At 54.5% G+C, this 25,827-nt stretch carries 24 protein-coding genes; 13 read left to right on the forward strand and 11 right to left on the reverse strand.

What is annotated here, in order from left to right; translation table 11 throughout:
- Positions 1–212: 212 nt before the first annotated feature.
- The 3 genes from egtD to QWJ10_RS14815 form a co-directional block, all read right to left on the reverse strand.
- Entirely contained in the window at positions 213–1,172 is a 960-nt protein-coding gene (gene egtD / locus QWJ10_RS14805; RefSeq protein WP_289927552.1) for an L-histidine N(alpha)-methyltransferase, read from the reverse strand.
- Positions 1,173–1,174: 2 nt separating this feature from the next.
- Positions 1,175–2,479 carry an ergothioneine biosynthesis protein EgtB gene (gene egtB, locus QWJ10_RS14810; protein WP_289927553.1) on the reverse strand — a complete coding sequence of 435 codons (1,305 nt, stop codon included), beginning with the start codon at positions 2,477–2,479 and terminating at the stop codon, positions 1,175–1,177.
- A 178-nt stretch (positions 2,480–2,657) separates the two neighbouring features.
- Positions 2,658–3,875: a carbohydrate porin gene (locus QWJ10_RS14815; protein ID WP_289927554.1), complete on the reverse strand. Its 1,218-nt coding sequence runs from the start codon at positions 3,873–3,875 to the stop codon at positions 2,658–2,660.
- Between the two features lie 202 nt (positions 3,876–4,077).
- On the opposite strand from QWJ10_RS14815, the gene QWJ10_RS14820 reads away from it, so the two are divergent.
- From QWJ10_RS14820 to QWJ10_RS14830, 3 genes are all read left to right on the forward strand, one after another.
- Positions 4,078–5,571: an MFS transporter gene (locus tag QWJ10_RS14820; RefSeq protein ID WP_289927556.1), complete on the forward strand. Its 1,494-nt coding sequence runs from the start codon at positions 4,078–4,080 to the stop codon at positions 5,569–5,571.
- A 116-nt stretch (positions 5,572–5,687) separates the two neighbouring features.
- Complete coding sequence (locus tag QWJ10_RS14825; protein WP_289927558.1) at positions 5,688–10,058, forward strand: DEAD/DEAH box helicase; 4,371 nt, start codon at positions 5,688–5,690, stop codon at positions 10,056–10,058.
- 143 nt (positions 10,059–10,201) lie between these two features.
- Positions 10,202–11,704, forward strand: a complete 1,503-nt coding sequence (locus QWJ10_RS14830) for a methyl-accepting chemotaxis protein (protein WP_289927560.1) — start codon at positions 10,202–10,204, stop codon at positions 11,702–11,704.
- A gap of 37 nt (positions 11,705–11,741) precedes the next feature.
- Here QWJ10_RS14830 and QWJ10_RS14835 read toward each other — a convergent pair whose 3' ends face one another.
- Entirely contained in the window at positions 11,742–12,470 is a 729-nt protein-coding gene (locus tag QWJ10_RS14835; protein WP_074825426.1) for a TorF family putative porin, read from the reverse strand.
- 329 nt (positions 12,471–12,799) lie between these two features.
- Complete coding sequence (locus tag QWJ10_RS14840; protein ID WP_197870301.1) at positions 12,800–13,723, reverse strand: DUF6279 family lipoprotein; 924 nt, start codon at positions 13,721–13,723, stop codon at positions 12,800–12,802.
- A gap of 210 nt (positions 13,724–13,933) precedes the next feature.
- Here QWJ10_RS14840 and QWJ10_RS14845 point away from each other — a divergent pair, with 210 nt between their 5' ends.
- Both QWJ10_RS14845 and QWJ10_RS14850 read left to right on the forward strand, forming a co-directional pair.
- A complete protein-coding gene (locus QWJ10_RS14845; protein WP_010798068.1) occupies positions 13,934–14,080 on the forward strand; it encodes a PA1414 family protein in 147 nt (48 codons plus the stop codon).
- 311 nt (positions 14,081–14,391) lie between these two features.
- A complete protein-coding gene (locus tag QWJ10_RS14850; RefSeq protein ID WP_289927566.1) occupies positions 14,392–15,531 on the forward strand; it encodes a PQQ-dependent sugar dehydrogenase in 1,140 nt (379 codons plus the stop codon).
- Positions 15,532–15,555: 24 nt separating this feature from the next.
- Here QWJ10_RS14850 and QWJ10_RS14855 read toward each other — a convergent pair whose 3' ends face one another.
- From QWJ10_RS14855 to QWJ10_RS14865, 3 genes are all read right to left on the reverse strand, one after another.
- Positions 15,556–15,705 (reverse strand): hypothetical protein, encoded by a 150-nt coding sequence (locus tag QWJ10_RS14855; RefSeq protein ID WP_010798070.1) that lies wholly within the window; start codon positions 15,703–15,705, stop codon positions 15,556–15,558.
- 85 nt (positions 15,706–15,790) lie between these two features.
- Positions 15,791–16,399, reverse strand: coding sequence for a hypothetical protein (locus QWJ10_RS14860; protein WP_019365035.1), 609 nt, complete (start codon positions 16,397–16,399; stop codon positions 15,791–15,793).
- Positions 16,400–16,477: 78 nt separating this feature from the next.
- Positions 16,478–16,687, reverse strand: coding sequence for a cold-shock protein (locus tag QWJ10_RS14865; protein WP_010798072.1), 210 nt, complete (start codon positions 16,685–16,687; stop codon positions 16,478–16,480).
- 243 nt (positions 16,688–16,930) lie between these two features.
- Between QWJ10_RS14865 and QWJ10_RS14870 the strand changes: the two genes are divergently transcribed.
- Both QWJ10_RS14870 and def read left to right on the forward strand, forming a co-directional pair.
- Positions 16,931–17,779, forward strand: a complete 849-nt coding sequence (locus QWJ10_RS14870; protein WP_019365034.1) for a S1-like domain-containing RNA-binding protein — start codon at positions 16,931–16,933, stop codon at positions 17,777–17,779.
- 34 nt (positions 17,780–17,813) lie between these two features.
- Positions 17,814–18,353 (forward strand): peptide deformylase, encoded by a 540-nt coding sequence (def, locus tag QWJ10_RS14875; RefSeq protein ID WP_122042721.1) that lies wholly within the window; start codon positions 17,814–17,816, stop codon positions 18,351–18,353.
- A gap of 5 nt (positions 18,354–18,358) precedes the next feature.
- Here def and QWJ10_RS14880 read toward each other — a convergent pair whose 3' ends face one another.
- Both QWJ10_RS14880 and QWJ10_RS14885 read right to left on the reverse strand, forming a co-directional pair.
- Positions 18,359–18,988: a DsbA family oxidoreductase gene (locus QWJ10_RS14880; protein ID WP_122042720.1), complete on the reverse strand. Its 630-nt coding sequence runs from the start codon at positions 18,986–18,988 to the stop codon at positions 18,359–18,361.
- Between the two features lie 46 nt (positions 18,989–19,034).
- A complete protein-coding gene (locus QWJ10_RS14885; RefSeq protein ID WP_289927574.1) occupies positions 19,035–19,469 on the reverse strand; it encodes an NUDIX domain-containing protein in 435 nt (144 codons plus the stop codon).
- Positions 19,470–19,836: 367 nt separating this feature from the next.
- Between QWJ10_RS14885 and QWJ10_RS14890 the strand changes: the two genes are divergently transcribed.
- From QWJ10_RS14890 to QWJ10_RS14905, 4 genes are all read left to right on the forward strand, one after another.
- Entirely contained in the window at positions 19,837–20,703 is an 867-nt protein-coding gene (locus tag QWJ10_RS14890) for a hypothetical protein (RefSeq protein ID WP_019365031.1), read from the forward strand.
- 2 nt (positions 20,704–20,705) lie between these two features.
- On the forward strand, positions 20,706–21,143 hold the full coding sequence (locus QWJ10_RS14895; protein WP_289927579.1) for a phage holin family protein: 438 nt from the start codon (positions 20,706–20,708) through the stop codon (positions 21,141–21,143).
- Positions 21,140–22,018 carry a DUF3618 domain-containing protein gene (locus QWJ10_RS14900; protein ID WP_289927581.1) on the forward strand — a complete coding sequence of 293 codons (879 nt, stop codon included), beginning with the start codon at positions 21,140–21,142 and terminating at the stop codon, positions 22,016–22,018. The genes QWJ10_RS14895 and QWJ10_RS14900 overlap by 4 nt, the downstream gene beginning before the upstream one ends.
- Before the next feature lie 351 nt (positions 22,019–22,369).
- Positions 22,370–22,705 (forward strand): hypothetical protein, encoded by a 336-nt coding sequence (locus tag QWJ10_RS14905; protein WP_219652046.1) that lies wholly within the window; start codon positions 22,370–22,372, stop codon positions 22,703–22,705.
- Here the strand turns inward: QWJ10_RS14905 and QWJ10_RS14910 are convergent.
- Entirely contained in the window at positions 22,699–23,220 is a 522-nt protein-coding gene (locus QWJ10_RS14910) for a hypothetical protein (RefSeq protein ID WP_100217730.1), read from the reverse strand. The genes QWJ10_RS14905 and QWJ10_RS14910 overlap by 7 nt on opposite strands.
- A gap of 276 nt (positions 23,221–23,496) precedes the next feature.
- Between QWJ10_RS14910 and galU the strand changes: the two genes are divergently transcribed.
- Together galU and gorA are read left to right on the forward strand one after the other, a co-directional pair.
- The gene (gene galU, locus QWJ10_RS14915) at positions 23,497–24,327 is read left to right on the forward strand and encodes a UTP--glucose-1-phosphate uridylyltransferase GalU (RefSeq protein ID WP_010798082.1); all 831 of its coding nucleotides are present in this window, start codon (positions 23,497–23,499) and stop codon (positions 24,325–24,327) included.
- A gap of 130 nt (positions 24,328–24,457) precedes the next feature.
- Positions 24,458–25,819 (forward strand): glutathione-disulfide reductase, encoded by a 1,362-nt coding sequence (gene gorA / locus QWJ10_RS14920; protein WP_019365028.1) that lies wholly within the window; start codon positions 24,458–24,460, stop codon positions 25,817–25,819.
- Positions 25,820–25,827 lie beyond the last annotated feature (8 nt).

The following is a 25,827-nucleotide window of genomic DNA, read 5'->3' on the forward strand; positions in this document are numbered from 1 at the left end:
GCTAAATCCTGCAGACATGTCTGCTAAATAACACACCCATACTTTCGCATGAGCGCTCTACAGCTCATTTCCACTAAACAGTTAGTAATCGCAACGGTTTAGTACAACTATAGGAATAGCTTAGCCTAGGCATCTGCGCCAGAGTGGCGCATCGGCATCATGAGTACCCTAACGGTCAGCTCTTAACGACGCGGCTGACCGCTGCTTGAGCGCTATCGTCCCAGATAGTGCACGCTAAAGAGGGCCGCGGGATCTTTCCATACGGCTATTGGGGAAAAGCCAGCTTCCCGGCTCAAGGTTTCAAATCCTTTCAAACTGTATTTATAAGAGTTTTCGGTGTGCAGCGTTTCGCCCTGACGAAACATGAAGCGCTGGTCTTCGACACGAATCGTCTGGGCGCGGCGGCTGACCAGATGCATTTCAATGCGAGACTGCTGTTCATTGTAAAAGGCGTAGTGGCTAAAGCGCGAAGGATCAAGGTCGGTATCCATCTCGCGACGGATACGCTCCAGCAGATTGAGGTTGAACGCCGCGGTAATGCCCTCAGCATCGTTATAGGCCGCCTCCAGGCGGGCCTTGCTTTTGACCAGATCCACACCGATCAACAGCCCGCTGCCCGGTGGCAGCAATCGATGGAGGTTACGCAGAAAGGCACATGCCTGGGTTGGCGTGAAGTTGCCAATGCTCGAACCGGGAAAAAAGGCCAGCACGGGCGCTTTTCCCAGCGTTTGTGGAAGCTCCATCGACTGTGTGAAATCCGTGCACAGCGCACTTACGTCCAGCCAGGGGTAGTCGGCGGCCAGGCGGTGCGTGCTGGACAGAAGAAAGTCTCGGGAAATGTCCACACCCAGGTAGCTTTGAGGACGCAGGGCTTCCAGCAGGAGCCGAATCTTGCGGCTGGCACCACTGCCCAGTTCCATGAGCGTCATGCCGGAGCCTGCAATAGCAGCGATATCGCCAGCCGCTTCGGTCAGGATGCGCTCTTCAGTACGAGTCGGGTAGTACTCTGGCGTACCGGTAATAGCTTCGAACAGTTCGGAGCCGCGCTGATCATAGAAGTACTTGGGCGGAATGGCCTTGGGTTCGGCTGCCAAACCATTCAGGACATCTTCACGTAGGGAGTCGCTGGCGACGTCCGGTTGTTGATCGTAGAAGCGAACCGCTAGAGCCATGATCAGATCTCCTTGGCAAGGCGAAGGCCGGCAAATTGCCAACGCATGGCTGGGTAGAAGAAGTTACGGTAGGTCGCGCGAATATGATCGGCAGGGGTAGCGCAACAGCCGCCCCGCAAGACCATCTGCCCGGACATGAATTTGCCGTTGTACTCGCCCAGACTGCCATCCAGCGGCTTGAAGCCGGGGTAGGGGCGATAGGCACTGCCGGTCCATTCCCAAACGTCCCCAAACAGCTGGCAGGGTTGATCGGGCGTGTGAGTCCTACAGGCCACAGGCGAGAGATGGTCCTGCTCGACAAAGTTGCCTGTACGTGAAAGACCGGCGGCGGCCACTTCCCATTCGGCTTCGGTTGGCAGGCGGGCGCCGGCCCAACTGGCGTATGCATCCGCCTCGTAAAAGCTCAGGTGACAGACGGGAGCCTGCTCATCGACAGGTTGCAGGCCGCTTAATCCCATGGCGTACCAGCGGCCATCCAGCTTTTGCCAGTAGAGCGGTGCCTGCCAACCGGCCTGCCGCACCTGGCTGAAACCGTCGGATAGCCAGAGATCACTGCGGCTATAGCCCTGATCTTCGATAAAGGCCATGTACTCACCGTTGGTGACTAGGCGACTCGCCAGCTGAAACTCATCGACAAAGACGCGGTGGCATGGTGTCTCGCAATCAAAGGCAAAACCGTCACCGCTATGGCCTATGTGGCGTACGCCAGCCAGGTATGAATGCCATGTCAGCGGAGTGGGATCAGCGTGTATGGCTGGCTTGAGGTCGTGCCGATATACCGGATGGAGAGGGTTCTGGGCCAGGATGTGCTTGATGTCCATGAGCAGCAGCTCCTGATGTTGCTGCTCATGGTGTAGCCCGAGTTCTGTGCGACGGGCGATTTCTTCAGCATGCTGTTCCGGCAGATGGTTTAGCAGTTCGAGCATGGCCTGATCGACCCATTGGCGAAAGCCATAGACCTCTACAACGGTTGGACGGGAGATCAGTCCGCGCTTGGCTCGTGGGAATGGGGTGCCATGGGTTTCGTAATAGGAGTTGAACAGGTAATCGTAGGCGGGATCCAGCGTCTTGTAGCCCGACAGGAAGGGCTTGAGAATGAACGCTTCGAAAAACCAGGTCACGTGGGCCAGATGCCACTTGGGCGGACTGACGTCTGGCATGCTTTGAATCAGGTAGTCTTCGGTCTGAAGGGGAGCACAAAGCTTTTCAGTAGCGGATCGAACCCGTTTAAAGCGTTCGATGAGGCAGCCAGGGGTGTCGAGAGCGAAGGCATCCACAGTGTTCATCTCGCGGGCGAGATGGCTCATGACGTTATCTCCAGGTCGTTCCGACAGATGCCGGAGGTGGGCTTCGTAGAACGGACCCGGAGAGAAACTTAAAGTTCTTTCTAGAATAGGGGCGGTTAAGATCGATTGTTTCTGGATGGTAGAAGGCTTATAGCCGTATCGGGGGCTAATGCCAGGATACGGCTATAACGCTACTGCTTTACCACCAGGTTTCCAGCTGCACGCCGAAGTTTGAGCCGTGACGCTGAGAGCCAAATGCTCCTGAATCAGACAGCGCGGTGTCTTGCGCTGCGCTTAGCTGAGCGGCGCGGTTCCACTGCGCATAAGTCCAATAGAATCGGATTTCGGGACGATCCATCAGGCCCATCCCGCCTAACGCAAGGGTGGGCGCCACGGTGAACTTGGTCAATTTGCGTGTGCCGCCTTCTTCAGGATCGATCTGATCATGGCCTGCTTCTACCAACAGCTTGAAATGCTCGCTGAATGCATAGGACGGACGGACACCAAAGGAGTACCAGGTCTGGCCAGCGTTGTTAGGCGCGCGGTCACGCTGTACCAATGCCAGCAGCATTCCGCCAAAACGCGGGGTAATCTGCCAGCGGGGCGATTCAAGGACCCTTATGCTCTTTACATCCTTGTCGGCTTGTACGTTACCGGTCTGGCCAAGCCCGATGCCGGGACCTTCGCCATATTGAACCGTAAACCGGTTTTCGCCACCAAAGAAGTTCACCTGCTTATGTTCGGCTGAGATGGACCAGCCGCTATGCGAGTCTTCAACATGTCCGGCTTTCTGAATGTAGCTCAGGCCAATTTCAATCTCGGCGTCCTTGTTGGCCTTGATGCCGCCCAGGTTGATGTCGTGTCGGCTGGCCTTGTGCTTCTGTTCGATATTGTCTTCTCGGGAGAAGGCATAGCTCAGGCGTAGTCCCGTGTCACCCAGGCCATAGTCCTCGATACCCGCGCCTGTGCCGCTTGGGTTCCAGTAGTAGAAGTCATTGATGTGAATGTCGTGACGCTTGTAGTAGCGGCGACCGAACCAGAGGCCACCGCCGTTCAGTTCGGGCAACGCCAGACTGGTCCAGATTTGCGGCAAGCGGACATTGCCATTGTCGCCGCTAAACGTTGGCGACTGGTCATAGACATTGTAAAGGCTTGCCATGCCGTGCAGCTTCCAGAGCGTCCCGTCAGCGCCCTTGTACAGTTCCTGGTGACCCTCCAGCTCCCAGTAGGTCTCGCACTCGTTACCCAAGCGGTATTTGGCAGGTGCCCCCGGAAGCTGAAAGCAGGACTGCTTACCGCCTGCATCAGCACCCCCTATACCAACACGTCCGTACCCATCAAATTCGAATGCCTGCCCTGTGAGCGGAAAGATGCAGGCTAAAAAAGCCGCAGAGGTGCCGCGAATCATTGTTTTCATTAGTTATTTTCTCTATCCCGATAGCGCAATAGTTCTTTTTTTAAAAAAAGCTTTTCTCGGACTCGCTGTTTCTCGACGAGTTGCGTAGCGCCTCGCTGAACTAGTTTTGTATGACCTAGCTCTCAATTTGTAGACGAGCTGTACAAAAGTGCCAGTCGCATCGCTGTGCGGCCCCTTTATAAAAATAGTGAGGACAAGAAATATGGCGGCCTCAGATGTTTCCGCTGTCCAAGAGACGGATTCCCCTTCTGGCAAAAAACTGCACGAGCACATTTACGAAACCAACCTTCCGGCCCGGCTCGACCGCCTGCCCTGGGGGCGCTTTCATACCCTGTTGGTCATGGCCTTGGGTATTACCTGGATCCTCGATGGTCTTGAGGTCACGCTGGCGGGTTCGGTAGCGGGCGCCTTGAAGGCGAGTCCCGCGCTTCAGTTGACCAATGCTGATGTTGGATTGGCAGGTGGCGTTTACATCGCCGGTGCAGTTTTGGGTGCGTTATTTTTTGGCTGGCTGACGGACCGGCTAGGGCGTCGCAAGCTCTTTTTCATCACACTGTTTCTCTATGTAGGTGCAACGTTTCTGACGGCGTTTTCCTGGAACCTGTGGAGCTTTCTGCTGTTCCGCTTCCTGACAGGCGCAGGCATTGGAGGCGAGTACACCGCCATCAATTCCACTATTCAGGAATTTACGCCAGCGCGTTATCGCGGCTGGGTTGACCTGACGATCAACGGCTCGTTCTGGGTAGGTGCAGCCCTGGGTGCCATGGGCTCCATTGTGTTTCTAGACCCCGAACTGCTTCCAGGCGACCTGGGGTGGAGAGTGTGCTTTGGCATTGGAGCGGCGCTCGGGTTGATCATTCTATTCATGCGCATGTGGATACCCGAAAGCCCGCGCTGGCTCATGATTCATAATGAGCCGGAAGAGGCCAAGCGCATTGTCGATAACATCGAAAAACGCTTCGAAGCCGAAGGCTACAAGCTTGAGCCGGTCGATCCCAAATTCCATTTGCGCATGCGCGGTCGGGACCATACGCCGCTCAAAGAAGTCTTCCAGAGCTTGTTTGTCGTGCATCGCCAACGCGCATTGGTAGGCATGACCCTACTGACAGCTCAGGCCTTTTTCTACAATGCAATCTTCTTTACCTATGCGTTGGTACTGACAGATTTCTATGATGTACCCTCAGAAAATGTCGGCTGGTATGTACTGCCATTTGCGCTCGGTAATTTCTGTGGTCCACTGCTCCTGGGGCGACTGTTCGACGTAGTTGGCCGCCGGATTATGATTAGCTCCACCTACGCTATTTCAGGTGTCCTGCTCATCATCACGGGCTATATGTTCCAGCAGGGTATGCTGGATGCAACGACTCAGACGATTGCCTGGATGGTTATCTTCTTCTTTGCATCGGCGGCAGCCAGCTCGGCTTATCTGACCGTTGCTGAAACGTTCCCGTTGGAAATCCGCGCCTTGGCGATTGCAGTGTTCTACGCCTTTGGTACGGGACTTGGTGGAATTATTGGCCCAACCCTGTTTGGTCAGCTGATTGAGAGTGGTAGCCGAGTCAACGTCTTCTATGGCTACGCCATTGGCGCTAGCCTCATGATTGCAGCAGGGATAGTGCAGTCGATCTGGGGCGTGGCAGCCGAACGCAAGTCACTCGAGTCAGTCGCGCGACCGCTGTCGCTGGCAGACAATTGAGTCAGAAGGCTTGATGCAATCGTCTGTTACTAAGCCGGGCGAAGTGGAGAAATCCACTCGTCCGGCTTCGTTTATACCGCCTTGTCTGTTATCGAAGTCGCTCCCATAGTGGGGTCATGACTTATCCTTTACGTCCCGCTTCCAGCCAAGAGACTCTGGCAGGTTTTCATCCTGCCGTGCAGTCCTGGTTCTCGCGTACCTTCGCCTATCCAACCCAAGCCCAGCAGCATGCCTGGCCTGCCATCAGGGCAGGACAGTCGACGTTGGTCGCAGCGCCTACCGGCTCTGGCAAGACCCTGACAGCCTTTATGGCGGCAATCGATGACCTGGTACGCCTGGGTGTTGAACACAACGGTGCCTTGCCGGATGAGACCTGGGTTGTTTACGTTTCACCGCTCAAGGCGTTATCGAACGATATTCGAATCAATCTGGAAAAGCCGCTCGCAGGTATCACGGCTGAGCTTGAACAATGTGGTTTGCCGCCTGTAGCGATCCGAACGGCCGTCAGAACAGGCGATACACCGCAGCGCGAGCGTAATGCCATGCGTAAACGGCCGCCACACATCCTGGTGACGACGCCAGAGTCGCTTTATGTATTGCTGGGTTCAGACTCTGGACGCGTGCTTCTACGTACGGTCCGCAGCGTCATTGTGGATGAGATTCATGCCATCGCCGACGGAAAGCGGGGCAGTCATCTGAGCCTTTCTCTTGCGCGCCTGGAGGCCTTATGCGAGCGGTCTCTGGTGCGTATTGGATTGTCGGCTACACAAAAGCCTATCGGCGCCGTCGCGCGCTTTCTGGTGGGGTGCGATAGAGTAGGGCAGGAAAGACCTTGTGCGGTCGTTGATATCGGCCATGATCGTGTTCGGGATCTTGCTCTTGAAGTACCGCCCGCTCCGCTGCAGCCTGTGATGTCCAATGAAGCGTGGGAAGGGCTTTATGATCGTCTGGCCGAGCAGGCTGAGGCCCATCGAACGACGCTGATTTTCGTCAATACGCGCCGTATGGCCGAGCGCATGGCCAGGCATCTGACGGACCGGCTCGGCAGTCGGGCAGTGGCCGCCCACCATGGCAGTCTGGCCAAGGAGCAGCGCCTCGACGCCGAACAGCGCCTCAAGCGTGGCGAACTCAAGGTGCTTGTAGCAACCGCATCGCTGGAATTGGGCATCGATATTGGTGAGGTTGATCTGGTCTGCCAGATCGGGTCACCTCGCTCCATTGCCGCTTTTCTTCAGCGTGTAGGCCGCTCGGGTCACCATGTCGAAGGGATTCCGAAAGGGCGATTGTTCCCAACGTCTCGGGATGATCTGATCGAATGTGCAGCGCTGCTTGATTGCATCCGACGTGGCGAAATGGATACGTTGGTTATTCCTAGGCAGCCGCTGGATGTGCTGGCACAACAGGTCGTAGCGGAAACCGCATGCCGTGAGTGGGACGAGGACGCCTTGTTTACGCTGGTCCGATGTGCCGAGCCCTATGCGGCACTGTCACGAACTGACTTCAACGCGGTAGTGACGATGCTGTGTGAAGGCTATAGCCATCGGCGAGGTGTTCGGACCGCCTATGTGCACCGCGACGCCGTGAACGGGCTCTTGCGCGGTCGTCGTGGTGGCAAGATGACTGCGGTCATGAGCGGTGGGACCATTCCTGAAACCGGCGATTATTCTGTCGTGCTGGAGCCGCAGGGGCATGGGATCGGGACGGTCAATGAGGACTTCGCGGTCGAGAGACTGGTTGGCGATATCTTTCAGCTGGGCAATACGTCCTATCGAATTCTCAAGATCGAAAGTGGACGTGTCCGCGTTGAGGACGCACAGGGTCAGCCGCCCAATATTCCATTTTGGCACGGCGAAGCACCTGGGAGAACAGATGAGCTCTCACACGGTGTTTCGCGCTTGCGTCATGAGCTGGAGCTACGCTTATCCGATACGGCGTCGGTCATCGAATGGCTGAAAGTGGAAAAAGAGCTTCCAGCGGCGGCGGCTGAGCAGATCGTCGACTATCTGGGACGTGCTCGACAGATGCTGGGTGCGTTACCGACCCGGCAGACGTTGGTAATGGAACGGTTTTTCGATGAGGCAGGCGGCATGCAGCTTGTCATCCATTCGATTTATGGAAGCCGTGTGAACCGAGCCTGGGGACTGGCGCTGCGCAAGCGATTCTGCCGCCGTTTCAATGTGGAGCTGCAAGCGGCGGCGACAGAGGATGCTCTCATCCTTTCGCTCTCTACGAGCCATAGTTTTCCGCTGGAAGAGGTGTGGCGGTACCTGCACTCAGCAAGTGCGGAGCACATTCTTATACAGGCCCTGCTTGAGGCACCGCTTTTTGGCATTCGCTGGCGCTGGAATGCCACTACCGCATTGGCCTTGCCGCGGTTCACGGCAGGTCGGAAGGTCGCGACTCAGGTCCAGCGGATGCGCAGCGATGATCTGCTGGCAACCGTCTTTCCCGATCAGGTGGCTTGTCTGGAAAACATTGTTGGCGAGCGTGAGGTTCCCGAGCATCCGCTGGTCAAGCAGACCCTGCATGACTGCCTACAGGTATCCATGGATAGCCGCGCCTGGCTGGAGCTGCTCGGGAATATCGAAGCGGGTACGGTCGCGACAAAGGTCTGCGATCTGCCTGCACCGTCACCCCTTGCAGCCGAAATTCTTACCGCACGCCCCTATGCCTTTCTGGACGATGCTCCTTTAGAGGAGCGCAGAACGCTGGCTGTGATGAATCGGCGTTGGTTGGATTCCGCGACTGGCGATGACCTGGGTGCGCTCGATGCCGAGGCGATTGACTCAGTACGGGAGCAGGCCTGGCCGCAGGCACGTGATGCCGATGAGCTGCACGAAGCGCTCACAGGACTGGGGTGCATGACTGAAAAAGAGATGTCTGCGCAAAACAGCTGGAAACCGTTTCTGGCCAAGTTACTCAAGGCAGGTCGGGTATGCCATGTCGTTACCCCACATCAGGTCTTTTGGGCCCCGGTTGAGCGTGTACGCCTTTTGGAACTGGTTTATCCGGGAATGACACGTGATCCTGATGGCTCACTGCCTGTCGAACTTAATGAGATATGCACTCGGGAAAAGGCGCTGGTAGAGCTCATACGTGCCCGGCTGACAGGCTTTGGTCCGCTGACGTTAACAACGCTGAGCCAGCACATGGGACTTTCAGCCTCAGAGCTCATGGTGGCACTCGCTGCACTGGAGCGGGAAGGTTATGTCTTGCGGGGGCGTTTCACGCCTGTCGCTGCTGAAGAGGAATGGTGTGAGCGTCATCTGCTGGCTCGCATCCACCGCTATACCGTCAACCGGCTACGTCGTGAGATCGAGCCGGTGAGTTGTACGGATTTCATGCAGTTCCTGTTTGACTGGCAGCACGTCACACCTGAGACCCAGGCCAGAGGGATCGAAGCCTTGTCAGCGGTACTGACCCAGCTGGAAGGGTATCAGGTGGCTGCTGCAGGCTGGGAAAGAGAGATATTACCTGCGCGCCTGCCGGATTATGGCTTTCATTGGCTGGATGATCTGTGTCGTAGCGGGCGTATGGTGTGGATGCGTCTGGATCTCGTGAGCAAGGCTGCTGGCGGACCTGTACGGGCTTCTCCTGTTATGCTACTGCCCAGACGCGACTTGGCTGTCTGGAATGCGCTGTCTGCTCATTCGGCCGAGCCGGAGCTTTCACCTAAGGCACAAAAGGTCATGGATGTCCTGTCCCGTCGCGGCGCGCTGTTTTTTGACGAACTGATGAGCGAAGCCCGTTTGTTGCGGACAGAGCTGGAAAATGCCTTGGGCGAGTTGGTCAATACAGGGATGGTCAATGCAGACAGCTTTGCCGGACTAAGGGCGTTATTACTGCCAGCCGCCAAGCGAGGCAGCCGTACCACGAGTCGTCGGGGCAGGGTGCCGCTGTATGGCGGGATGGACGATGCAGGCCGCTGGGCATTGATTCGGCGGCCTGCAGCAGAAGCCGTGCAGCAGGTATCCAAACCCCCACGCTGGAGTGATGACGTCATGGAGCACATTGCCTGGGTGTTGCTGAGGCGATATGGCGTCATCAGCTGGCACCTGCTGGCACGGGAGGCAGACGCCTTGCCGCCCTGGCGCGAACTGCTGCGCATCTATCACCGTCTCGAAGCGCGAGGAGATATACGCGGTGGGCGTTTCATAGCGGGTCTTTCCGGTGAGCAGTTCGCCTTGCCGGAAGCTGTTGCGCTACTACGCGCCGTGCGAACACGTGCCGCAACTGAACGCTATGTGCGTATTGCCGCCGTAGACCCACTCAATCTTGCCGGTACACTGCTACCTGGAGCCAAGGTTCCTGCGGTCATGGGGAATCGGCTGCTGTTCAGAAATGGCGTACCGATTGCGGCCTGGGTGGCCGGTAAGTTCAAGACGCTGATCGCCCTAGAACCAGAGGAAGAGCAAAAGGCCCGGCTACTGCTGATTCGAGGTGACGCCTACCTTGCACAGACAGGCGTAAGCAGCGTTTATGAATAGTGTGCTCATTACTTTGCCATTTGTCGTGATTAGATAAGTTTAATTAGGCGCTTACTCAATAAATTCAGGCAGCAGGTCGATACCTCCTACGACACGACTGTGTCGACCCATTAAACAATTATTTCTTGGTAGAGGGCATGCCTGTGTCCGAGTCCGTTTACTCCCTAACTACTTACTACCGCAAGGCCGATAAGTTGATGTTGGCTGTGGTTTGGGTCATGTTCGTCTATTCGCTCTGCCTGACCTACTGGGAAGGAAGTCTTACGCAGGCCCTGCTTGTCGGTGGAGCACTGGCTGCTTTGCCCACAGTGCTTTATAGCGTTGCACCCGGCTCACGCCTGATGCGTTGCACCATAGCCGTTGTATTCATGGGTTTTGCTGCATTGCAGATCCACCTCTTGCGAGGCATGGAAGAAATGCACTTCGGCGTCTTTGTACTGTTGGCGTTTCTGGTGTATTACCGGGACTGGTTACCTATTCTCATAGCGGCGGGCGTTATCGCTGTTCATCATGTTGCATTTTATGCAATCCAAGCGTCAGGATGGGATCTGCATGTCATCCATCGTAGCGAAACATGGGGCGTTATTTTCCTGCATGCGTTTTATGTGGTGTTGGAAAGCGCCATTCTTATCTATCTGTCGCTTCATACCCGTAAGCAGGCGGTTGTCAGTGAATCCTTGTTACTGGCAGTAAACTATCTGACACGTCATGGTCAGGCGGTTGATCTGAGCTATCGGATTTCACTGAAAAACGAACTGACAGACCGGTTCAACGGATTTCTTGACTCGCTCGACCACACTGTTGGAAGTGTCGTTTCTAACAGCCAAGGGCTCTCTGTTGCAGGTGAGGGTATGGCTAAAGCCACTTCTCACATGCGTGAGGGCTCACGCATACAGCATGAGCAAATTACTAAGGTTTCATCTGCTATTGATCAGATGGGCGCTACAATCGGTGTGGCTGCTGAACAGGCTCAGCAGGCTGCTCAAGTAGCCGGCCAGGCGACTGAGCGTGCTTATAAAGGCAGTACCGACCTGAATGCCATGCAAAAGGAGTTCAGTCTTCTGGCTGAGCATCTTGAGGGAACCGATGAGGAAATGCGCGCTTTGGCCGCTCACTCTCAACAGATCGGAAAAGTGCTGGAAGTTATTAAAGCGATTGCCGAGCAAACTAACCTTCTGGCGCTTAACGCAGCCATCGAGGCGGCCCGGGCTGGAGATCAGGGTCGAGGGTTTGCGGTGGTGGCAGATGAGGTGCGGGCATTGGCGCAGAAGACAGCGGCCTCGACCTCAGAGATCGAAAACATCATTGGCTCATTGCAGATGGGAAGCAGAAGTGCAGTAGAAGCCATGCAGGAAAGCCGAGAGCGCGCGGTTCGCTGCGCTAGCGATGTGCACAAGAGCGCTCAGTCCTTGCAATTGATCTCCGACGACATCCGTGCCATTAACGATATCAATGCGCAAGTAGCAGCTACCTCCTGTCATCAGGTTGAAGTCACTGGCGAGGTAAGTAAACACCTCTACTCTGTACGGACAATCACCGAAAAGAATGCTTTAGAAGCGGAAGGGCTTGAGCATGAAAGCCAGCGTTTGAAAAGCCTCTCAGAGCAGTTCCATCAATTGAGTAGTGTTTTCAAAACCAGCCTTTAACCTATTGCATCCAGCGGTCCTATGACCGCTGGATGACTTAAAACAGAGGGTGCGACGCCTTTAGCAATAAAGCGGTATCGCAGTAGGCGTTGTGTCCTGAATAGGATGAGCAATCCTGTCCCTGAAGACTGGTTCCGGTGTAAGAAAAGTTGAACTGGGTGTCAGCCCATTTGCGGGTCAGATTTACCGACCAATCATTATACGAGCGAACCATGTCGCCACTTGCCAGCGTCACCGGCGAGTTCAGCATGTAATTTCCATAACGCATGGAAAGGCCCATTCCGAGAATCGGAGTAGTACCCAGGTCCGCGTAAAGAGATGTGTTGCTACGGTCGGGATCATTGGCGAACGCCGCGCCAAAGCGGCTACCGAAGATGCTAATACCAGAGTAGATTTCCCGGCTGGGTTCTACGTCCTGCGTGACGTGATCATAATTGATCAGACCGAATTCATAACCGTATCCGCTGCTGGCAAAGCGATGCTTGTAGCCCGCATAAGTATCCATTTCAATGGACAGGTTATCTGCGGAGGATCCGCTGTTCGCCGTCCACTGGCCAAAGTACAAGCCAGTGTCATGGGTGAAATCCAGACCGCCATTTACTGCGCCGTTAGAAGGCTTGACGAGCCCCTGGGCCATAGTGCGCGTCTGGGTCGTTCCCAGTGTCATATCGAAGCCGCCCAGGTCACGCTGCAAGAGCGTCTGGGCTGTAGCAGTACCGGAGGCAAGAGCCGCCACAATAAAAACAAGCCATGAAGGGTTTGGCATGGGTTTCACTCCCCTAGGTTTAACAGGAGCGGCGATTGCTCAGCAGCCTGCACTAGCAGGCAAACAGCCAGAGGCCAAAGCAATGCCTGACGTCAACATTCATCCGTGGTTGAGCAGGTAGTTAATATTCAAAAAGTCCGCCACGTGGAACACGCTACGTTCTTGTTATGACAGGAGGAGCCAGGGCACTCAGGCACGTAAAACAGGCTCAGGGGAATAATATCGATCTAGCCGAATTGGAAAAGGTCATTCGTCGGTTAAATTTTGACCAATATTACAAACTTAGGAATAAGACCTCAGGTAATTACTCAACAGTTCCGCTGATCGTGCTAATTTTTCGTTCTATCGCACCGTTGAGGTTCAAGGTCTTTTTGTATATCCGTTAATCGACTGACGATCTGATTACGCTGTGTTTCATCCGTGGTTTTGTACACGTCGTCAATAAGCGAAATCGCTGCCTCCTGAGTTTTCGAAAAGCTTTCCCGGTAAGCAGGCGTCCACAGGCTTTCCCGATCCTGCAGCAGCTGTTTGACGCGCTGTGGGAAATCTGGCTCGCCGCGATGTTGCAAGGCCTCGAGCAGTTCTCGCTGCCACTGAATCCGATTGCCGACCCAGGCCTGATTTTGATCACCAAGTTGCACCGACCATTGCATGATTCGGTCTTTCTGAGCCGGATTGAGCGAGCCTGTCCAGAAGCTGATGCGTTCCTCCATACGAGCGGCCCGATCTCGAATCTGTTCGCCGCGAGAAGGGTCGAGGTACTTTTTACGACGGTCCCTGATGTCACGGTCCAGCTCTTCCTTCAGCTCTGCGACCTGCTGATCGGTCAGCTGTTTTAACAGATCGGTACTGGTCGGTGTTATTTCAACCGCCAGGGTATCGACAGCCTGTTTGAGTTCATCCATGCGAGCCCTGATCGTTACTGGGGATACCTGCTGGTTACGCACCATAGTCTTGATGCCATCCATCCACTCCAGATAGCGAGGCAGCTCGTGGCTACAGTGCCAACGCAGATGGTCCGCCAACCGTTCGTCAAACCAACGACGCTGCTCGGAGTTCATGTCGAGGTAATCATTCATCGACCACGGTATAAGCGTATTGAGGTGCTTATAGGCAAAACCGACGCGGGTACACGCCCCGATACTCAGAGCGATCGCAAAGATGACCAACCAGGGTGAAAGCGGAACACGCATGAATACTGCCTCTTCCAGAGCACTACTGTTTAGTCCTTCAGAAACACGCTCTGGTTGCATGCTTGTCTGTTTGCAACGTAGCGCACAGGCCGTTTGGGTTAAGCGAAATATAGTGTTACGGCTGGGGCAATAGTTCTGGAATTGAATAGGGCAAAATTGACTCAATATTAAGGTAAGCCTGCCGATAATCTGTTGAGTGCGTTATTCAGGCAATTTTCCGGCAGACACGTAGTCTTTGTATTACAGGTAGTAGATCTCAGGAGATCGGTGATGAAAGAACGTATTCAAGAGCTGGCGTCCAAATTGATCGAGGCGCTGGGCCTGGCTGATCAGCCGCGTCTTCAGCCTATTCCTGTGCGCAGCCGCGAGCGGGAGCGTTTGGCAGAAGAGCAGCGTCGTCGCGCACGTCGTCGCTAACCCTACTTAAATTCTATGCATTGAACGCTTGTCTTTGCCGTAGTCCATATAGTCAAGTCGGTAATGGCAACGTCCAATGCAGGAGTCGACGCTGATCACGGCTCCTCTTCCCTGATTAACCCCTGCAACCTGAATCGCTAACACTGCTTTCATAGTACTGATCTGTTATAGGGTAATACCATCCCTGTTCAAAGGTGCCGAAACGGACTACGTCTGTAAGCACTCGCTTATTGTAACTGTCTATGTGAGTGGGCCTTTTTAGCCGAAGTAAAGCGCTACAGTCAGTTCTCCGGTTAAAAAGGGGGAACACTATGTTTAAGTGGGCGTTGGCAGTGGGCGTGTTACTGATAAGTAATGTAGTCATTGCTCAGGGACAGGTCGCTACCTATCCAAGTGAGAAAGGCAAGGTTAGCGTTACGGTCATCAAGAAAGGCCTGGACTATCCGTGGGGGCTGGCTTTTTTGCCTGATCAAAAGGAAATGCTGGTAACCGAGCGGCCCGGGCGCCTACGTGTACTCAATAGCGACGGCTCTGTATCTAACCCTATTGCAGGCTTGCCAGATGTCTACAATCGCAGCCAGGGCGGCTTGATGGACGTGGCTTTGTCTCCTTCTTTTGCTGAAGATCGTCTTATTTATCTCAGCTACTCCGAAGGGGGAGGCGAGGATGACAAGGCTGGTACGGCGGTTGGGCGAGGCACGCTCTCTGCTGACATGACCCGTGTGGAAGGCTTTACCGTGATTTTCAGGCAAGAGCCCAAACTTTCTACCGGTGCGCATTTCGGCTCGCGGCTGGTGTTTGATCAGCAGGGCTATCTATTCATTGCGCTGGGTGAGAACAACCAGCGTATCACGGCGCAGGAGCTCGATAAGCTCCAGGGCAAGCTTGTTCGCATCAAGGCCGATGGCACCGTTCCGAACGATAACCCCTTTGTAGGCCAGTCAGGTGCTCGCCCGGAGATCTGGTCCTATGGGCATCGCAACCAGCAGGGCGCGGCCCTGAATCCCTGGACCGGACAGGTCTGGACGAATGAGCATGGGCCTCGTGGAGGAGATGAGGTCAATATTCCGCTGGCAGGTAAAAACTATGGTTGGCCTTTGGCTACCCACGGGATCAACTACTCCTATACACCCATTCCGGAAGCAAAGGGCAAGGACGTACCAGGGACAGAGCAGCCATTGTATGTATGGGAGAAGTCGCCGGGCGTCAGCGGCATGGCCTTTTACTCAGCCGATCGGTTTCCCGCCTGGAAAAACAGCCTCTTCATTGGCGCTCTTGCTCAAGAGAGTCTGATCCGGCTGCAGCTAGAGGGTGACAAGGTTGTTCATGAAGAGCGTTTGCTGGAAGAAAAAGGGGCACGTATCCGGGACGTTCGCCAGGGACCTGATGGTTATCTGTACGTATTAACGGATTCGTCAGAAGGGGAAGTGCTGAAAATAGGGCTTGAATGAAGAAGGGCGCATACGCGCCCTTTCTCAGTTATAACCCGTGCCGTCTTTCATGCGATCAGGGCTGTTGGGAGAGGGCGGGTTACGCTCCGAATCCACTTGGGCATGTTCTGTGCGGCGTGGCTTTTCTGCTTGATCTCTTTTTTCGTTTTCGGCATTTCGCGTTTGTTCAGTCATGGCTCACCTCGCATTGCGTGGTTATGAATGGCTCATAAGGTGTGACTGAACTTATACAGACCCGTTCAATGTTTTCGGCCAACGGTCATTGCAGTGTCTGAAACGTTGGCTGCTCAGCTATCAAGGTCTTTAGCAGCTCGTTGACCTGCCGAGTAAAGGTATCGGTAATCGCTTCGCCGGTTGTATGTCCCATGAAGGGAAGAAACCAGATACCCATCCAGGTCTTGATGGAATCATCGTTACGGTGCCGGGCAACTGGGTGCAGGCTAGGGTCGAATAACTCGCCTGTCAGGGTAAAGTTGTCCTTGGCCACGCCGGGGACAATAAATAGCGTTGCGCCGGTAAGCATGCCGCTAGCAACAGAAGCTGCCATGGCGCTGTGGTTGTATAGCTTCAACTTGAGTACGTAATCACCAGGCTCGGCACGATCAGGCGCCAGGCTGTAATGACTGAAGAGCTCCGAGGTCTGCAATGCCTGGATGAGGGCCGGTTCCAGGCCTTCACGCGCTACTGGAATGGATCGGGCATCCCCATCGTCGGGTTCGCCACGGTAGAAATTGAATTCCACGTGTAATCCAGGACGGGCGAAAGACGGCGAAGCGATGGGCGCTGGTGTAGGGGCGACCTGATCGCCTGGAAACACCGCACATCCTGATAGGGTCAGAAGCAGAACGAGTCCCAGTTTACGAAGCATATATCATCCTGTTGTCTGTCGTGCAGGCATAAAAAAAGCCCAGCTTTGCAGCGGGGCTTTTTCGAGAAGTCGGGGTAGTTAGACTACCTGAACCTCATCAGCCTGCAGGCCCTTCTGGCCTTGCACGACCAGGAAGGAAACAGCTTGACCTTCCTTCAGGCTCTTAAAGCCAGTGCTCTGAATGGCACGGTAGTGTACGAAAACGTCCGGGCCGCTCTGCGGAGTGATGAAGCCGAAGCCTTTTTCATCGTTGAACCACTTGACGGTACCGGTTTGGCGAGTAGACATGGATTGCTCCCTGAACAAAGATTTTTGACAGCGCTGGAACTGCCCAGGCTGCAACTGAGTGCAAAGAGTCACCACTGCTAAGCGTGGCCATGGCCTCGCCGATAAACGGTACACGTGCAACACAGTGCAGGCACTGTAACGCTTTCGAAGATTTTGTCTAGCCCTTTTGCCAGGGCATTTCATGGTTTATCGGTTGAGCAGAATATGTCAGGTATGATAGTGGCTTCTCAATGAGGTACTAGCATGGCTTTAATCGGGCGTTTTAATAGTCTGCAAATTATCAAGCGGACGGACTTTGGCTTATATCTGGATGCCGAGCAGGACGGTGAAATCCTGTTGCCGAACCGCTATATCCCGAAGGATCAGCCCACCGAGGCGGGTGATTGGATCAATGTATTCGTTTATCTCGACAGTGAAGATCGGATCATTGCGACGACTCAAAAGCCCAAGGTTCAGGTAGGGCAGTTCGCCAGTCTGAAAGTGGTCGAGGTCAACCGTATCGGAATTTTTCTGGATTGGGGCCTACCCAAGGACCTGTTGCTGCCGCACTCAGAAGAAAAGCGCCCGTTGCAGGTTGGGGATTACTGCGTGGTCTATGTCTATATAGATCAGCGCACCCACCGAATTACCGCAACGGCGCGGCTGGATCGATACCTGGATACCGTACCGGCGTCTTACACAAGCGGTCAGGCAGTCGATCTGCTGGTGGCCGAACAAACGCCCATGGGCTTCAAGGCCATTATCGAAGGGAAGCATTGGGGACTCATTCATCAAAATGAGGTCTTCAAATTTCTGCGCAGCGGTATGCAGGAAAAGGGCTTTATCAAGGACGTGCGCCCCGATGGAAAGATCAGTCTTTCCCTGCAACCGTTGGGACGTCAGGCTGTCGATGCGCTGGGTCAGCAGATACTTGGGCTGGCTAAAGCCCGCAATGGCGTTCTCGAAGTCAGCGACAAAAGCTCGCCAGAACTGATCAGCAAGCTGTTCGGCGTCAGCAAGGGGACGTTCAAGAAGGCCATTGGCGGTTTGTACAAACAGGGGCTGATCGTTATATACGACGACAGGATCGAATTACCTGAGACGGACGATTGATAGCCGCCTCACCTGAACATTGACGGAGGCAGAAATGATTCGTGAACTGGTGAGAATGGGTGATGAGCGCTTGTTGCGCATCGCCAAGCCTGTGCCGGCATCCATGATTGGCAGCCAGGAGTTGGATGCGCTGGTGGCGGATATGTTCGAGACTATGGAACAAGCTGGTGGTGTGGGTTTGGCTGCTCCGCAGATCGGCGTGGATCTGCAGTTGTTCGTAATGGGCTTCGACAGCAGCGAACGCTACCCGGATGCACCGGCAGTGCCCCAAACCGTTGTTATCAATCCTGTGATAACGCCGTTGTCACAAGAGATGGAGGAGGGGTGGGAAGGCTGCCTTTCCATCCCCGGCCTGCGCGGTGTCGTTGATCGGTATGCCCGTATCCGTTACGAGGCAGTGGACGCGAGAGGCGAAACGATTGATCGGATCGCTGAAGGTTTTCATGCGCGCGTGGTTCAGCACGAGTACGATCATTTGATCGGGCGGCTCTACCCGTCGCGTATCACTGACTTTTCCCGGTTCGGGTTCACGGATGTCCTCTTTCCGGAAACCTCACCGGCAGCTCAACGCTAGCAGGCTCAGCGTTGAGTCGTGAGCGTCTCGATTGCCCGTGTGAGACGCTCATAGTCCACCGCGCCGCTAAGCTGGGTTGCCTCTTCGTAGGCTTGGCCTTCCAGACGGATTAGTAAGGTGGGTACCGCTGTAATACCCAGTGTCTGGGCCAGCGCTTCATCGTCGAGCACGCTCTGGGTATGGCGATTTTCTTCAAGCGCCACACCTAATTCGAATGTATCGATGCCCTGCAGGTTCGCAATATCCAGCAGTATGTCGTCACGACCGATGTCGCGCCCTTGTTCAAAAAAGGCCTTGAATATCCCTCGATGCATGGCATCGAACTGTCCAGATTGCCGGGCATGTTCAGCCACTTCCAGTGCTCGTCGGCTACGGGGTTGCACGGGAGGCAGGCGCAATGTCAATCCCCGTTCTTCCGCCATGGGATATACCGCTCGCGCCCATGTGCTGCGTAAGTAATGGCTATCCGGGATAAGGGTTGGGATGGGGTCTGGTCTCAATTCGAAGGCATGCCATGTAACGGTCAGCCTGTCGCCATAATGCGCCTTCAGCTGATCGAGCAGCGGCAATTCCAGATAACAGAATGGGCAGACGTAATCGCTCCAGACATCGATATGGATAGGCAGTGTGCTCATAGGACTCTTCTTTGCAGGAACGACAGGCGTAGACTCTTGACTCTCGCTATGCCTGTCGGTTCGCAGGGGAAAGGCCCGTATTCCGCTGCAATAGCGGTAGAACGTGTTTAGACAGCAGGGGCGCCAGAGCAACCTCATAAGGTGGTGTCAGCGGTATCCAGGCCAGCGCCTCAAGCTCCGCCGCTACAGCCAGCGAGGGTGTATCTACATAAGCCATGAAAAGCTCAGCCTCAATCATGGTGTCTGGCTCGTTGGCAGCGGGCGCCTGGAAGAGGCCGAGCGGCTGACAGATCTCGGTATCCAGCAGCAGATTCAATTCTTCCTGAATCTCTCGTGCAAGTGCTTCGAGACCGCTCTCGCCTGACTCCAGTTTGCCGCCAGGCAACATGAAGAATCGGGTATGTCGTTTACGTACCACGAGTAATTCGTTTGCTGGGTTGAGCAGGCAGGCGGCGGCAATTTTTAGGCGAATAATAGGCATAGCACATCCTTGTCTTGGAAGAGGGCCGCTATTGTCCGCACCTTGGTCAGTACTGACCAGCCCTATGTGCAGCTGGGGTATGACGCATTGATGCGAAAACCAGAGGTAATCGATTTTTCCAACATTTCACAGAAAAACCTTTAAAGGCGGCGTATACCGATGCCGGTTATCGTGAATAGTGCTACTTGACAAAATCGAAACGAACTCCTCCGTGCCGCTGAAGTCACCTTATTAACGCGCAGTTTTATGTCTTTTGAGTCACCGCTGCGCTTACCAGCCGCTATTGTGCGGAAAAACGTAAAAATGGTGGGACCAAGCTATGACATCACCCTACGAGAGTAATACTCGAGAAAGCCAGCAGCAGAGTATGCCGTCTGCCCAAGAACAGGCCGAAGCCATGAAAGATAAGGCCCGGAGTGTGGCGGACAATGCAATGGTGCAAGGTAAAGGTCAGATTGATCGTTACAGCGACAAAGCCGCCAATGAAATCGAAACCGTCGCTAACAGTTTCAAAGCGGCAGCGTCGGAGCTGAGCGACCAGGATCGTGCCGGTCTTTCAGGCTATGTCTCCGATATCGCCCAAAGCATGGCCGGGCTAGCTGATACGCTACGTGGCAAAAGCGCTGACGAGTTGATCCAGGAAGCAGGCCGACTGGCCCGTGAAAACCCGGCACTCTTTTTGACCAGCAGCATCGCTATTGGCTTTGGACTGTCTCGCTTCGCCAAGGCCAGCAGCCGCAAAGCCGATACCTCCGGCATGGAGATGTCGTCCTCGAACACCAGCGGCTCCGGAGTAGGTTCCGATCTGTCCTCCGGTTCGTCCTATACCGCTCGGGCAGGTGCAACGGGTGAAACCACAACCACACCGCCAACGCTGGGCGAGAGCGACAAGGAAACATCCTGTCGTGTAATGGGCTCCAGTGCGGCCATGGGAACTACATCTTCGGTTAACCATGCCGGTATGGGTGGCTTTGAGCATTCAGATGGCACGCGGACTATAGATCCGGCATCCCAGACCAGCACACCTGTTATCGCCGAACAGGAAAGCACCTATCAGAACAGTACCTCCCAGTCGCCTAAAGGTGATACCACGGCCACTACCTCAATTGTCCGTCCAGTGCCTACATCCGACTTGGGCGATACCCCACCCTATGGTTCCCCCGCGCTTGATCCTGATCGTGCATCAACCACAGCGCTAGGCAATACCAAGAAGGACACTAACGGAGGTCTGTAATCATGAAAGAACAACCGAACCTACGTGATGCTACCTATCAAGAAGAGACTGGCATCGATTCAAATTCAACCTCGATTGCAGGTCTAGTGCGTCAGCTGACACGCGAAGTGCCTTCTCTGTTTACCAAGGAATTAGCACTAGCCAAGGCTGAGATTACCGAAGCCTTGAATACTACCAAGGCTGCCACAATCAGCATGGCATCAGGCGGTATTGTTTTGATGGCCGGTTTTATCATGCTGCTGCTTTCAGCCGTTCTTGGGCTGAGCCAGGTCATGGCACCCTGGTTGGCCGCCCTGATCGTGGGCGGTGTGGTGTGCATAGTGGGTCTGATAATGGTATCTGCGGGCAAGAAGAAACTTGACCCTGCGGCGTTCAAGCCAGAGCGAACCATTAATAGCATGCAGAAAGATAAAGAAGCCGTGAAGGGGAAAGTAGCATGAGCACCGATACCCATAGCCGACTAGACGCTGAATCGCAAAAAGATCCTGCGACTCTTGAGCGTGAAATCGATCAGCAGCGTGACAGTATCAACGATATCGTGAATGCGCTGGAAAGCCGCCTTTCTCCCGGCGAGTTGCTTGACAAGGCAATGACCTATGCCAAGGGCAATGGAGGCGAATTTATCAATAATCTGGGCTCGACCATCAAGGCGAACCCGGTGCCGACACTGCTTACCTCGGTTGGGCTCATGTGGATGATGATGGGTCAGAATCGCAGTCAGGCCTATACCAATGCGAGCATGTCTTCTACAGGCACGTCTTCCACTGGTATCGTCGATTCGCTAAGGGACAAAGCTTCAGGCCTGAGCGACACATTACACGACAAGGTCAACAGTATGTCCGGCGCGGTACATGACAAGACAGACAGTATGAGAACGCAAACTCAGGGCTTTAAGGAGAAGGCTGCGGACATGCGCAGCAGTACGTCTGACTCCATAAGTTCAGCCCGTCAGACTGTAAGCGAAAAAGCTCAGACTGCATCCGAAACCATGCGTAGCCAGACGGCCAAGGCCAAAAGTGGTTTCCAGTATATGCTGGAAGAGCAGCCGTTGGCGCTGGGTGCCATTGGGATTGCAGTAGGTGCGCTACTTGGAGCGACTTTGCCTGCAACCGAGCGTGAAAATCGCTTGATGGGTAAGACCAGTGATCGGATCACTGACAAAGTGAAGATGAAAGCCGAGCAGGGTTATGCCAAGGCAGCTGAAGTAGGGCAGGATCTGGCTGATCAGGCGACAAATCGTGTTAAGGAAGAAGCCGATCACATGTCTTCCAAGCATCAGGAACAAGAGCCACAGCGCGCATCACGCTCCATGTGATATGTGCTTTCCCGCTAGCGGCCTGCGCTTGGTAGGCCGCTAGAATTTCTCTAGCTGTTGATTGGATATTCCTGAATCGTATCGGCTATAGCGGCCTCTAACGGAGGCACGAACGTGCAATCGATATCTCACGATCCACTCCTTCTCGTATCCCTTTCTTTTTTTCGTCTATAGAAAGCCTTTGTTGGGACTTTGTTGAGTCCTCCAGAATACTCTGTCTACGAACGCCCTCCTGGCTTCACAGGTCCTACCCGGTACCACCGAAAAACTGAAAAGGTGTGCGACGGGACCAATGGTTTGAACAGGCCCTTTCGTAGAGGTCTTAATGTGGAGGAAGGGCAGGAGATCGAAATGAGTGTATTTAAAATAGCAACGTGCGGGCTTGGGCTGGCGTTGGTGTTGGCCGCCAATACAGGTATTGCAGACGAGTTTGATAGACGTGCGATACCCCGAACCTATATAAGCCCCGGAGCGTCCGGAAGCATCGAGACGCAGCAGCGTAGCCAGCACTATAATCTATACGGTGGCCAGGCTGTCCCGCGTGGAACGGTTCGGGAGTACCGCTCTTATTCCAGCGGACAGTATGAACAGCGAGGCTCGATTCGCCAGAGCACGGAATACCCTGGCGGAATCGAAATTGAACGGACGCCGGGCTCTACAACCAACCGGCTTGAACGTCGTCAGTGAGTCATGGCCGCTGTTTCGGAAGGCTTGTCACTGCTCAGACGCTCCACCAATACCAATGCCTTCTCGAAAGAAGGATAGCCGCTCTTGGCAACGTCAAGATCGCTGTAGCTGTCCTTGTAGGTTTCCGCTCGAATAGGGTCTGCTTCAGTTACCAGGTAAGGCTTGGAATAGACCTGATAGAGCATTGCATAGGCCAGCGGATACTCTTTCTTGGCTGAGGTTTCCAGCAGGGACAGCACGTCATCTGCTTGCGGGCCTTGCTTGATCATTACCAGCGCCTTGTAGAACTCGATCTCGCCGGTGCCTTCTTCAGCTTTGTCGGTTTGCATCGAGGCGCGATTGAGCAAGGCGTCAGCCAGTTTGAGTTCATCTTCCCCTCCGGATACTACAAGCATCTTTGCCTGGAGGAGGTCATTCTGGGTGAGCAGATGCAGTTCTTCCTGAGTAAGTTGAGGGGATTTACTGGCGCAGCCTACCAGCAATGCGGTAGCGAAAAGAGGAATCCATTTTTTCATAATAGATCGTTTGATCCCTTGTCTAACCATCTGAAGCAGCTTGTCTTCGACGGTGGTGGTGCCAACGAGTTCACTACTCATCATATCTCGTCTGCGGAAAAGCGCTTTATAATCGAACCGCTGGGCGCTTTCGTGGTCGGATCTCCCAACGCTCGGGGTCGAGCGCTTTTAGACGTCCATTTAATCGGTCACTGAGAGCCTCATGCTGAGCATTGTAACCCGATGAACGGCTGTTTAGACTGCCATAGTATTGCTCCCACAGATCAAAGGACGCCCATGATCACCAAATGTCTGTTCCCGGCCGCCGGCTACGGCACTCGCTTTCTTCCAGCAACCAAAGCGATGCCGAAGGAAATGCTGCCCATCGTGAACAAGCCCCTGGTCCAGTACGCCGTTGAAGAGGCACTCGACGCTGGGCTCAAGCAAATTGCTATGGTCACCGGGCGTGGCAAGCGCTCTCTGGAAGACCATTTCGATATCAGCTACGAGCTGGAAAGCCAGATCAAGAACACCGCGAAGGAAAAGTATCTGACAGGGATTCGCCGCCTGATCGACGAATGCTCCTTCTCTTATACCCGTCAGATCGAAATGAAAGGTCTGGGTCATGCCATCTTGACTGGCCGTCCTCTGATCGGTGACGAGCCGTTCGCCGTTGTGCTGGCGGACGACCTGTGCCTGAACCTCGAAGGCGATGGCGTTCTGAAGCAGATGGTCAAGCTGTACAACCAGTTCCGCTGCTCCATCGTGGCTATCCAGGAAGTACCTGCGAACGAAACACACAAGTACGGTGTGATCTCGGGCGAAATGATCCGTGATGACATCTACCGTGTGAACAACATGGTTGAGAAGCCTAAGCCGGAAGATGCACCTTCCAACCTGGCGATCATTGGCCGTTACATCCTGACGCCTGATATTTTTGACCTGATCGAGCAGACCGAGCCGGGCAAGGGCGGTGAAATCCAGATTACTGATGCCCTGATGAAGCAGGCTCAGGACGGTTGTGTTCTGGCTTACAAGTTCAAGGGTCAGCGTTTCGACTGCGGTAGTGCGGAAGGCTTCGTTGAAGCAACCAACTTCTGCTTCGAGAACGTCTACAAGGAGCTCTGATCTCCTTGTTAGCCTGTGTTTGACAGAAGCCACCTTAGGGTGGCTTCTGTCGTTTAAGGCAACAGTATTTTCGTCAGCAGCGATGCAGGTGCGTTAAGCTGGTGAGCAGTTGAGCCGATCAGGATTCGTCATGACATACGATTTTGACCTTTTTATCATCGGTGCGGGTTCGGGCGGTGTTCGTGCAGCGCGTTTTTCCGCCGATTTTGGTGCTCGCGTGGCCGTAGCGGAAAGCCGCTACTTGGGCGGCACCTGCGTAAACGTCGGCTGTATGCCGAAAAAGTATTTCGTCTACGGGGCTTCGTTCCACGACGAGTTCAGGCAGTCGCGCAGTTATGGCTGGAAGGTCGAGGAACAGGGGTTCGATTGGCAGAATCTGCTAGCCAATAAAGACCATGAGATTCGTCGACTGAACGGCATCTATCGTGCATTGCTCATCAACAGCGGTGTGACACTGCTGGAAGACCATGCGCGAATCATTGATGCGCATACTGTCGAGGTAACGGGCAAGCGCTACACCACCGAGCGAATCCTCATCGCTACCGGCGGTTGGCCGTCAGTGCCTGAGTTGCCTGGCCGTGAACACATCATCACGTCCAATGAAGCCTTTTATCTGGATAAGCTGCCCGAGCGAATGATCATCGTGGGTGGCGGTTATATCGCGATTGAATTTGCATCGATCTTTCACGGCCTGGGTGTGAAGGCGACTCTCATGTACCGCAAGGAGTTATTCCTGCGCGGGTTTGATGACTGCGTACGGGTGCATCTGCGGGATGAATTGCTCAAGCGAGGCCACGATCTGCAATTTAATGCGGAAATTGCCCGTATCGACAAGCAGAGCGATGGCAGTTTGAAGGTTACGCTCAAGGATGGCCGTGTTCAGGAAACTGACTGCGTGTTCTATGCGACAGGCCGTCGCCCCATGCTGGATAACCTGGGCCTGGAAAACGTTGGCGTCGAGCTCGATGAACGTGGCTTTGTGAAGGTGGATGAAACCTTCCAGACCACGGAGCCCTCAGTGTATGCGATTGGGGATATCATTGGCCGTGTGCAGCTGACGCCTGTTGCCCTGGCAGAGGCCATGACGCTGGCTCGCAGCCTGTACAAGCCTGAAAGTTACAAACCACTTGATTACAACCTCATCGCTAGCGCGGTTTACAGCCTGCCTAACGTCGGAACGGTAGGACTGAGTGAAGAGCAGGCCCGTGAAAAGGGCTACAAGCTTAGGATTTTCCAGACGACCTTCAAGCCTACCAAGCTCAGCCTGACCAATGAGACGGAGCGTACGCTCATGAAGCTGGTCGTAGACGCCGAGACTGATAGGGTGCTGGGTTGCCATATGGTCGGGCCCGATGCTCCCGAGCAGATCCAGTGTCTGGCAGTGGCTCTCAAGGCCGGTGCAACCAAAAGCTGCTTTGATGACACCATCGGTATTCACCCGACAGCAGCGGAAGAGTGGGTGACCATGCGCTCACCAGTAAGGCAAGACTGATTTACGTA

This window comes from Pseudomonas sp. WAC2 (assembly GCF_030403525.1).
GTDB lineage: Bacteria > Pseudomonadota > Gammaproteobacteria > Pseudomonadales > Pseudomonadaceae > Chryseomonas > Chryseomonas luteola.

What these genes read in the sequence shown, in the direction of transcription:
- egtD (WP_289927552.1), bottom strand. Translation starts at nt 1,172, where the DNA reads ATGGCTCTAGCGGTTCGCTTCTACGATCAACAACCGGACGTCGCCAGC.
- egtB (WP_289927553.1), bottom strand. Translation starts at nt 2,479, where the DNA reads ATGAGCCATCTCGCCCGCGAGATGAACACTGTGGATGCCTTCGCTCTC.
- QWJ10_RS14815 (WP_289927554.1), bottom strand. Translation starts at nt 3,875, where the DNA reads ATGAAAACAATGATTCGCGGCACCTCTGCGGCTTTTTTAGCCTGCATC.
- QWJ10_RS14820 (WP_289927556.1), top strand. Translation starts at nt 4,078, where the DNA reads ATGGCGGCCTCAGATGTTTCCGCTGTCCAAGAGACGGATTCCCCTTCT.
- QWJ10_RS14825 (WP_289927558.1), top strand. Translation starts at nt 5,688, where the DNA reads ATGACTTATCCTTTACGTCCCGCTTCCAGCCAAGAGACTCTGGCAGGT.
- QWJ10_RS14835 (WP_074825426.1), bottom strand. Translation starts at nt 12,470, where the DNA reads ATGCCAAACCCTTCATGGCTTGTTTTTATTGTGGCGGCTCTTGCCTCC.
- QWJ10_RS14840 (WP_197870301.1), bottom strand. Translation starts at nt 13,723, where the DNA reads ATGCAACCAGAGCGTGTTTCTGAAGGACTAAACAGTAGTGCTCTGGAA.
- QWJ10_RS14845 (WP_010798068.1), top strand. Translation starts at nt 13,934, where the DNA reads ATGAAAGAACGTATTCAAGAGCTGGCGTCCAAATTGATCGAGGCGCTG.
- QWJ10_RS14850 (WP_289927566.1), top strand. Translation starts at nt 14,392, where the DNA reads ATGTTTAAGTGGGCGTTGGCAGTGGGCGTGTTACTGATAAGTAATGTA.
- QWJ10_RS14855 (WP_010798070.1), bottom strand. Translation starts at nt 15,705, where the DNA reads ATGACTGAACAAACGCGAAATGCCGAAAACGAAAAAAGAGATCAAGCA.
- QWJ10_RS14860 (WP_019365035.1), bottom strand. Translation starts at nt 16,399, where the DNA reads ATGCTTCGTAAACTGGGACTCGTTCTGCTTCTGACCCTATCAGGATGT.
- QWJ10_RS14865 (WP_010798072.1), bottom strand. Translation starts at nt 16,687, where the DNA reads ATGTCTACTCGCCAAACCGGTACCGTCAAGTGGTTCAACGATGAAAAA.
- QWJ10_RS14870 (WP_019365034.1), top strand. Translation starts at nt 16,931, where the DNA reads ATGGCTTTAATCGGGCGTTTTAATAGTCTGCAAATTATCAAGCGGACG.
- def (WP_122042721.1), top strand. Translation starts at nt 17,814, where the DNA reads ATGATTCGTGAACTGGTGAGAATGGGTGATGAGCGCTTGTTGCGCATC.
- QWJ10_RS14880 (WP_122042720.1), bottom strand. Translation starts at nt 18,988, where the DNA reads ATGAGCACACTGCCTATCCATATCGATGTCTGGAGCGATTACGTCTGC.
- QWJ10_RS14885 (WP_289927574.1), bottom strand. Translation starts at nt 19,469, where the DNA reads ATGCCTATTATTCGCCTAAAAATTGCCGCCGCCTGCCTGCTCAACCCA.
- QWJ10_RS14890 (WP_019365031.1), top strand. Translation starts at nt 19,837, where the DNA reads ATGCCGTCTGCCCAAGAACAGGCCGAAGCCATGAAAGATAAGGCCCGG.
- QWJ10_RS14895 (WP_289927579.1), top strand. Translation starts at nt 20,706, where the DNA reads ATGAAAGAACAACCGAACCTACGTGATGCTACCTATCAAGAAGAGACT.
- QWJ10_RS14900 (WP_289927581.1), top strand. Translation starts at nt 21,140, where the DNA reads ATGAGCACCGATACCCATAGCCGACTAGACGCTGAATCGCAAAAAGAT.
- QWJ10_RS14905 (WP_219652046.1), top strand. Translation starts at nt 22,370, where the DNA reads ATGAGTGTATTTAAAATAGCAACGTGCGGGCTTGGGCTGGCGTTGGTG.
- QWJ10_RS14910 (WP_100217730.1), bottom strand. Translation starts at nt 23,220, where the DNA reads ATGAAAAAATGGATTCCTCTTTTCGCTACCGCATTGCTGGTAGGCTGC.
- galU (WP_010798082.1), top strand. Translation starts at nt 23,497, where the DNA reads ATGATCACCAAATGTCTGTTCCCGGCCGCCGGCTACGGCACTCGCTTT.
- gorA (WP_019365028.1), top strand. Translation starts at nt 24,458, where the DNA reads ATGACATACGATTTTGACCTTTTTATCATCGGTGCGGGTTCGGGCGGT.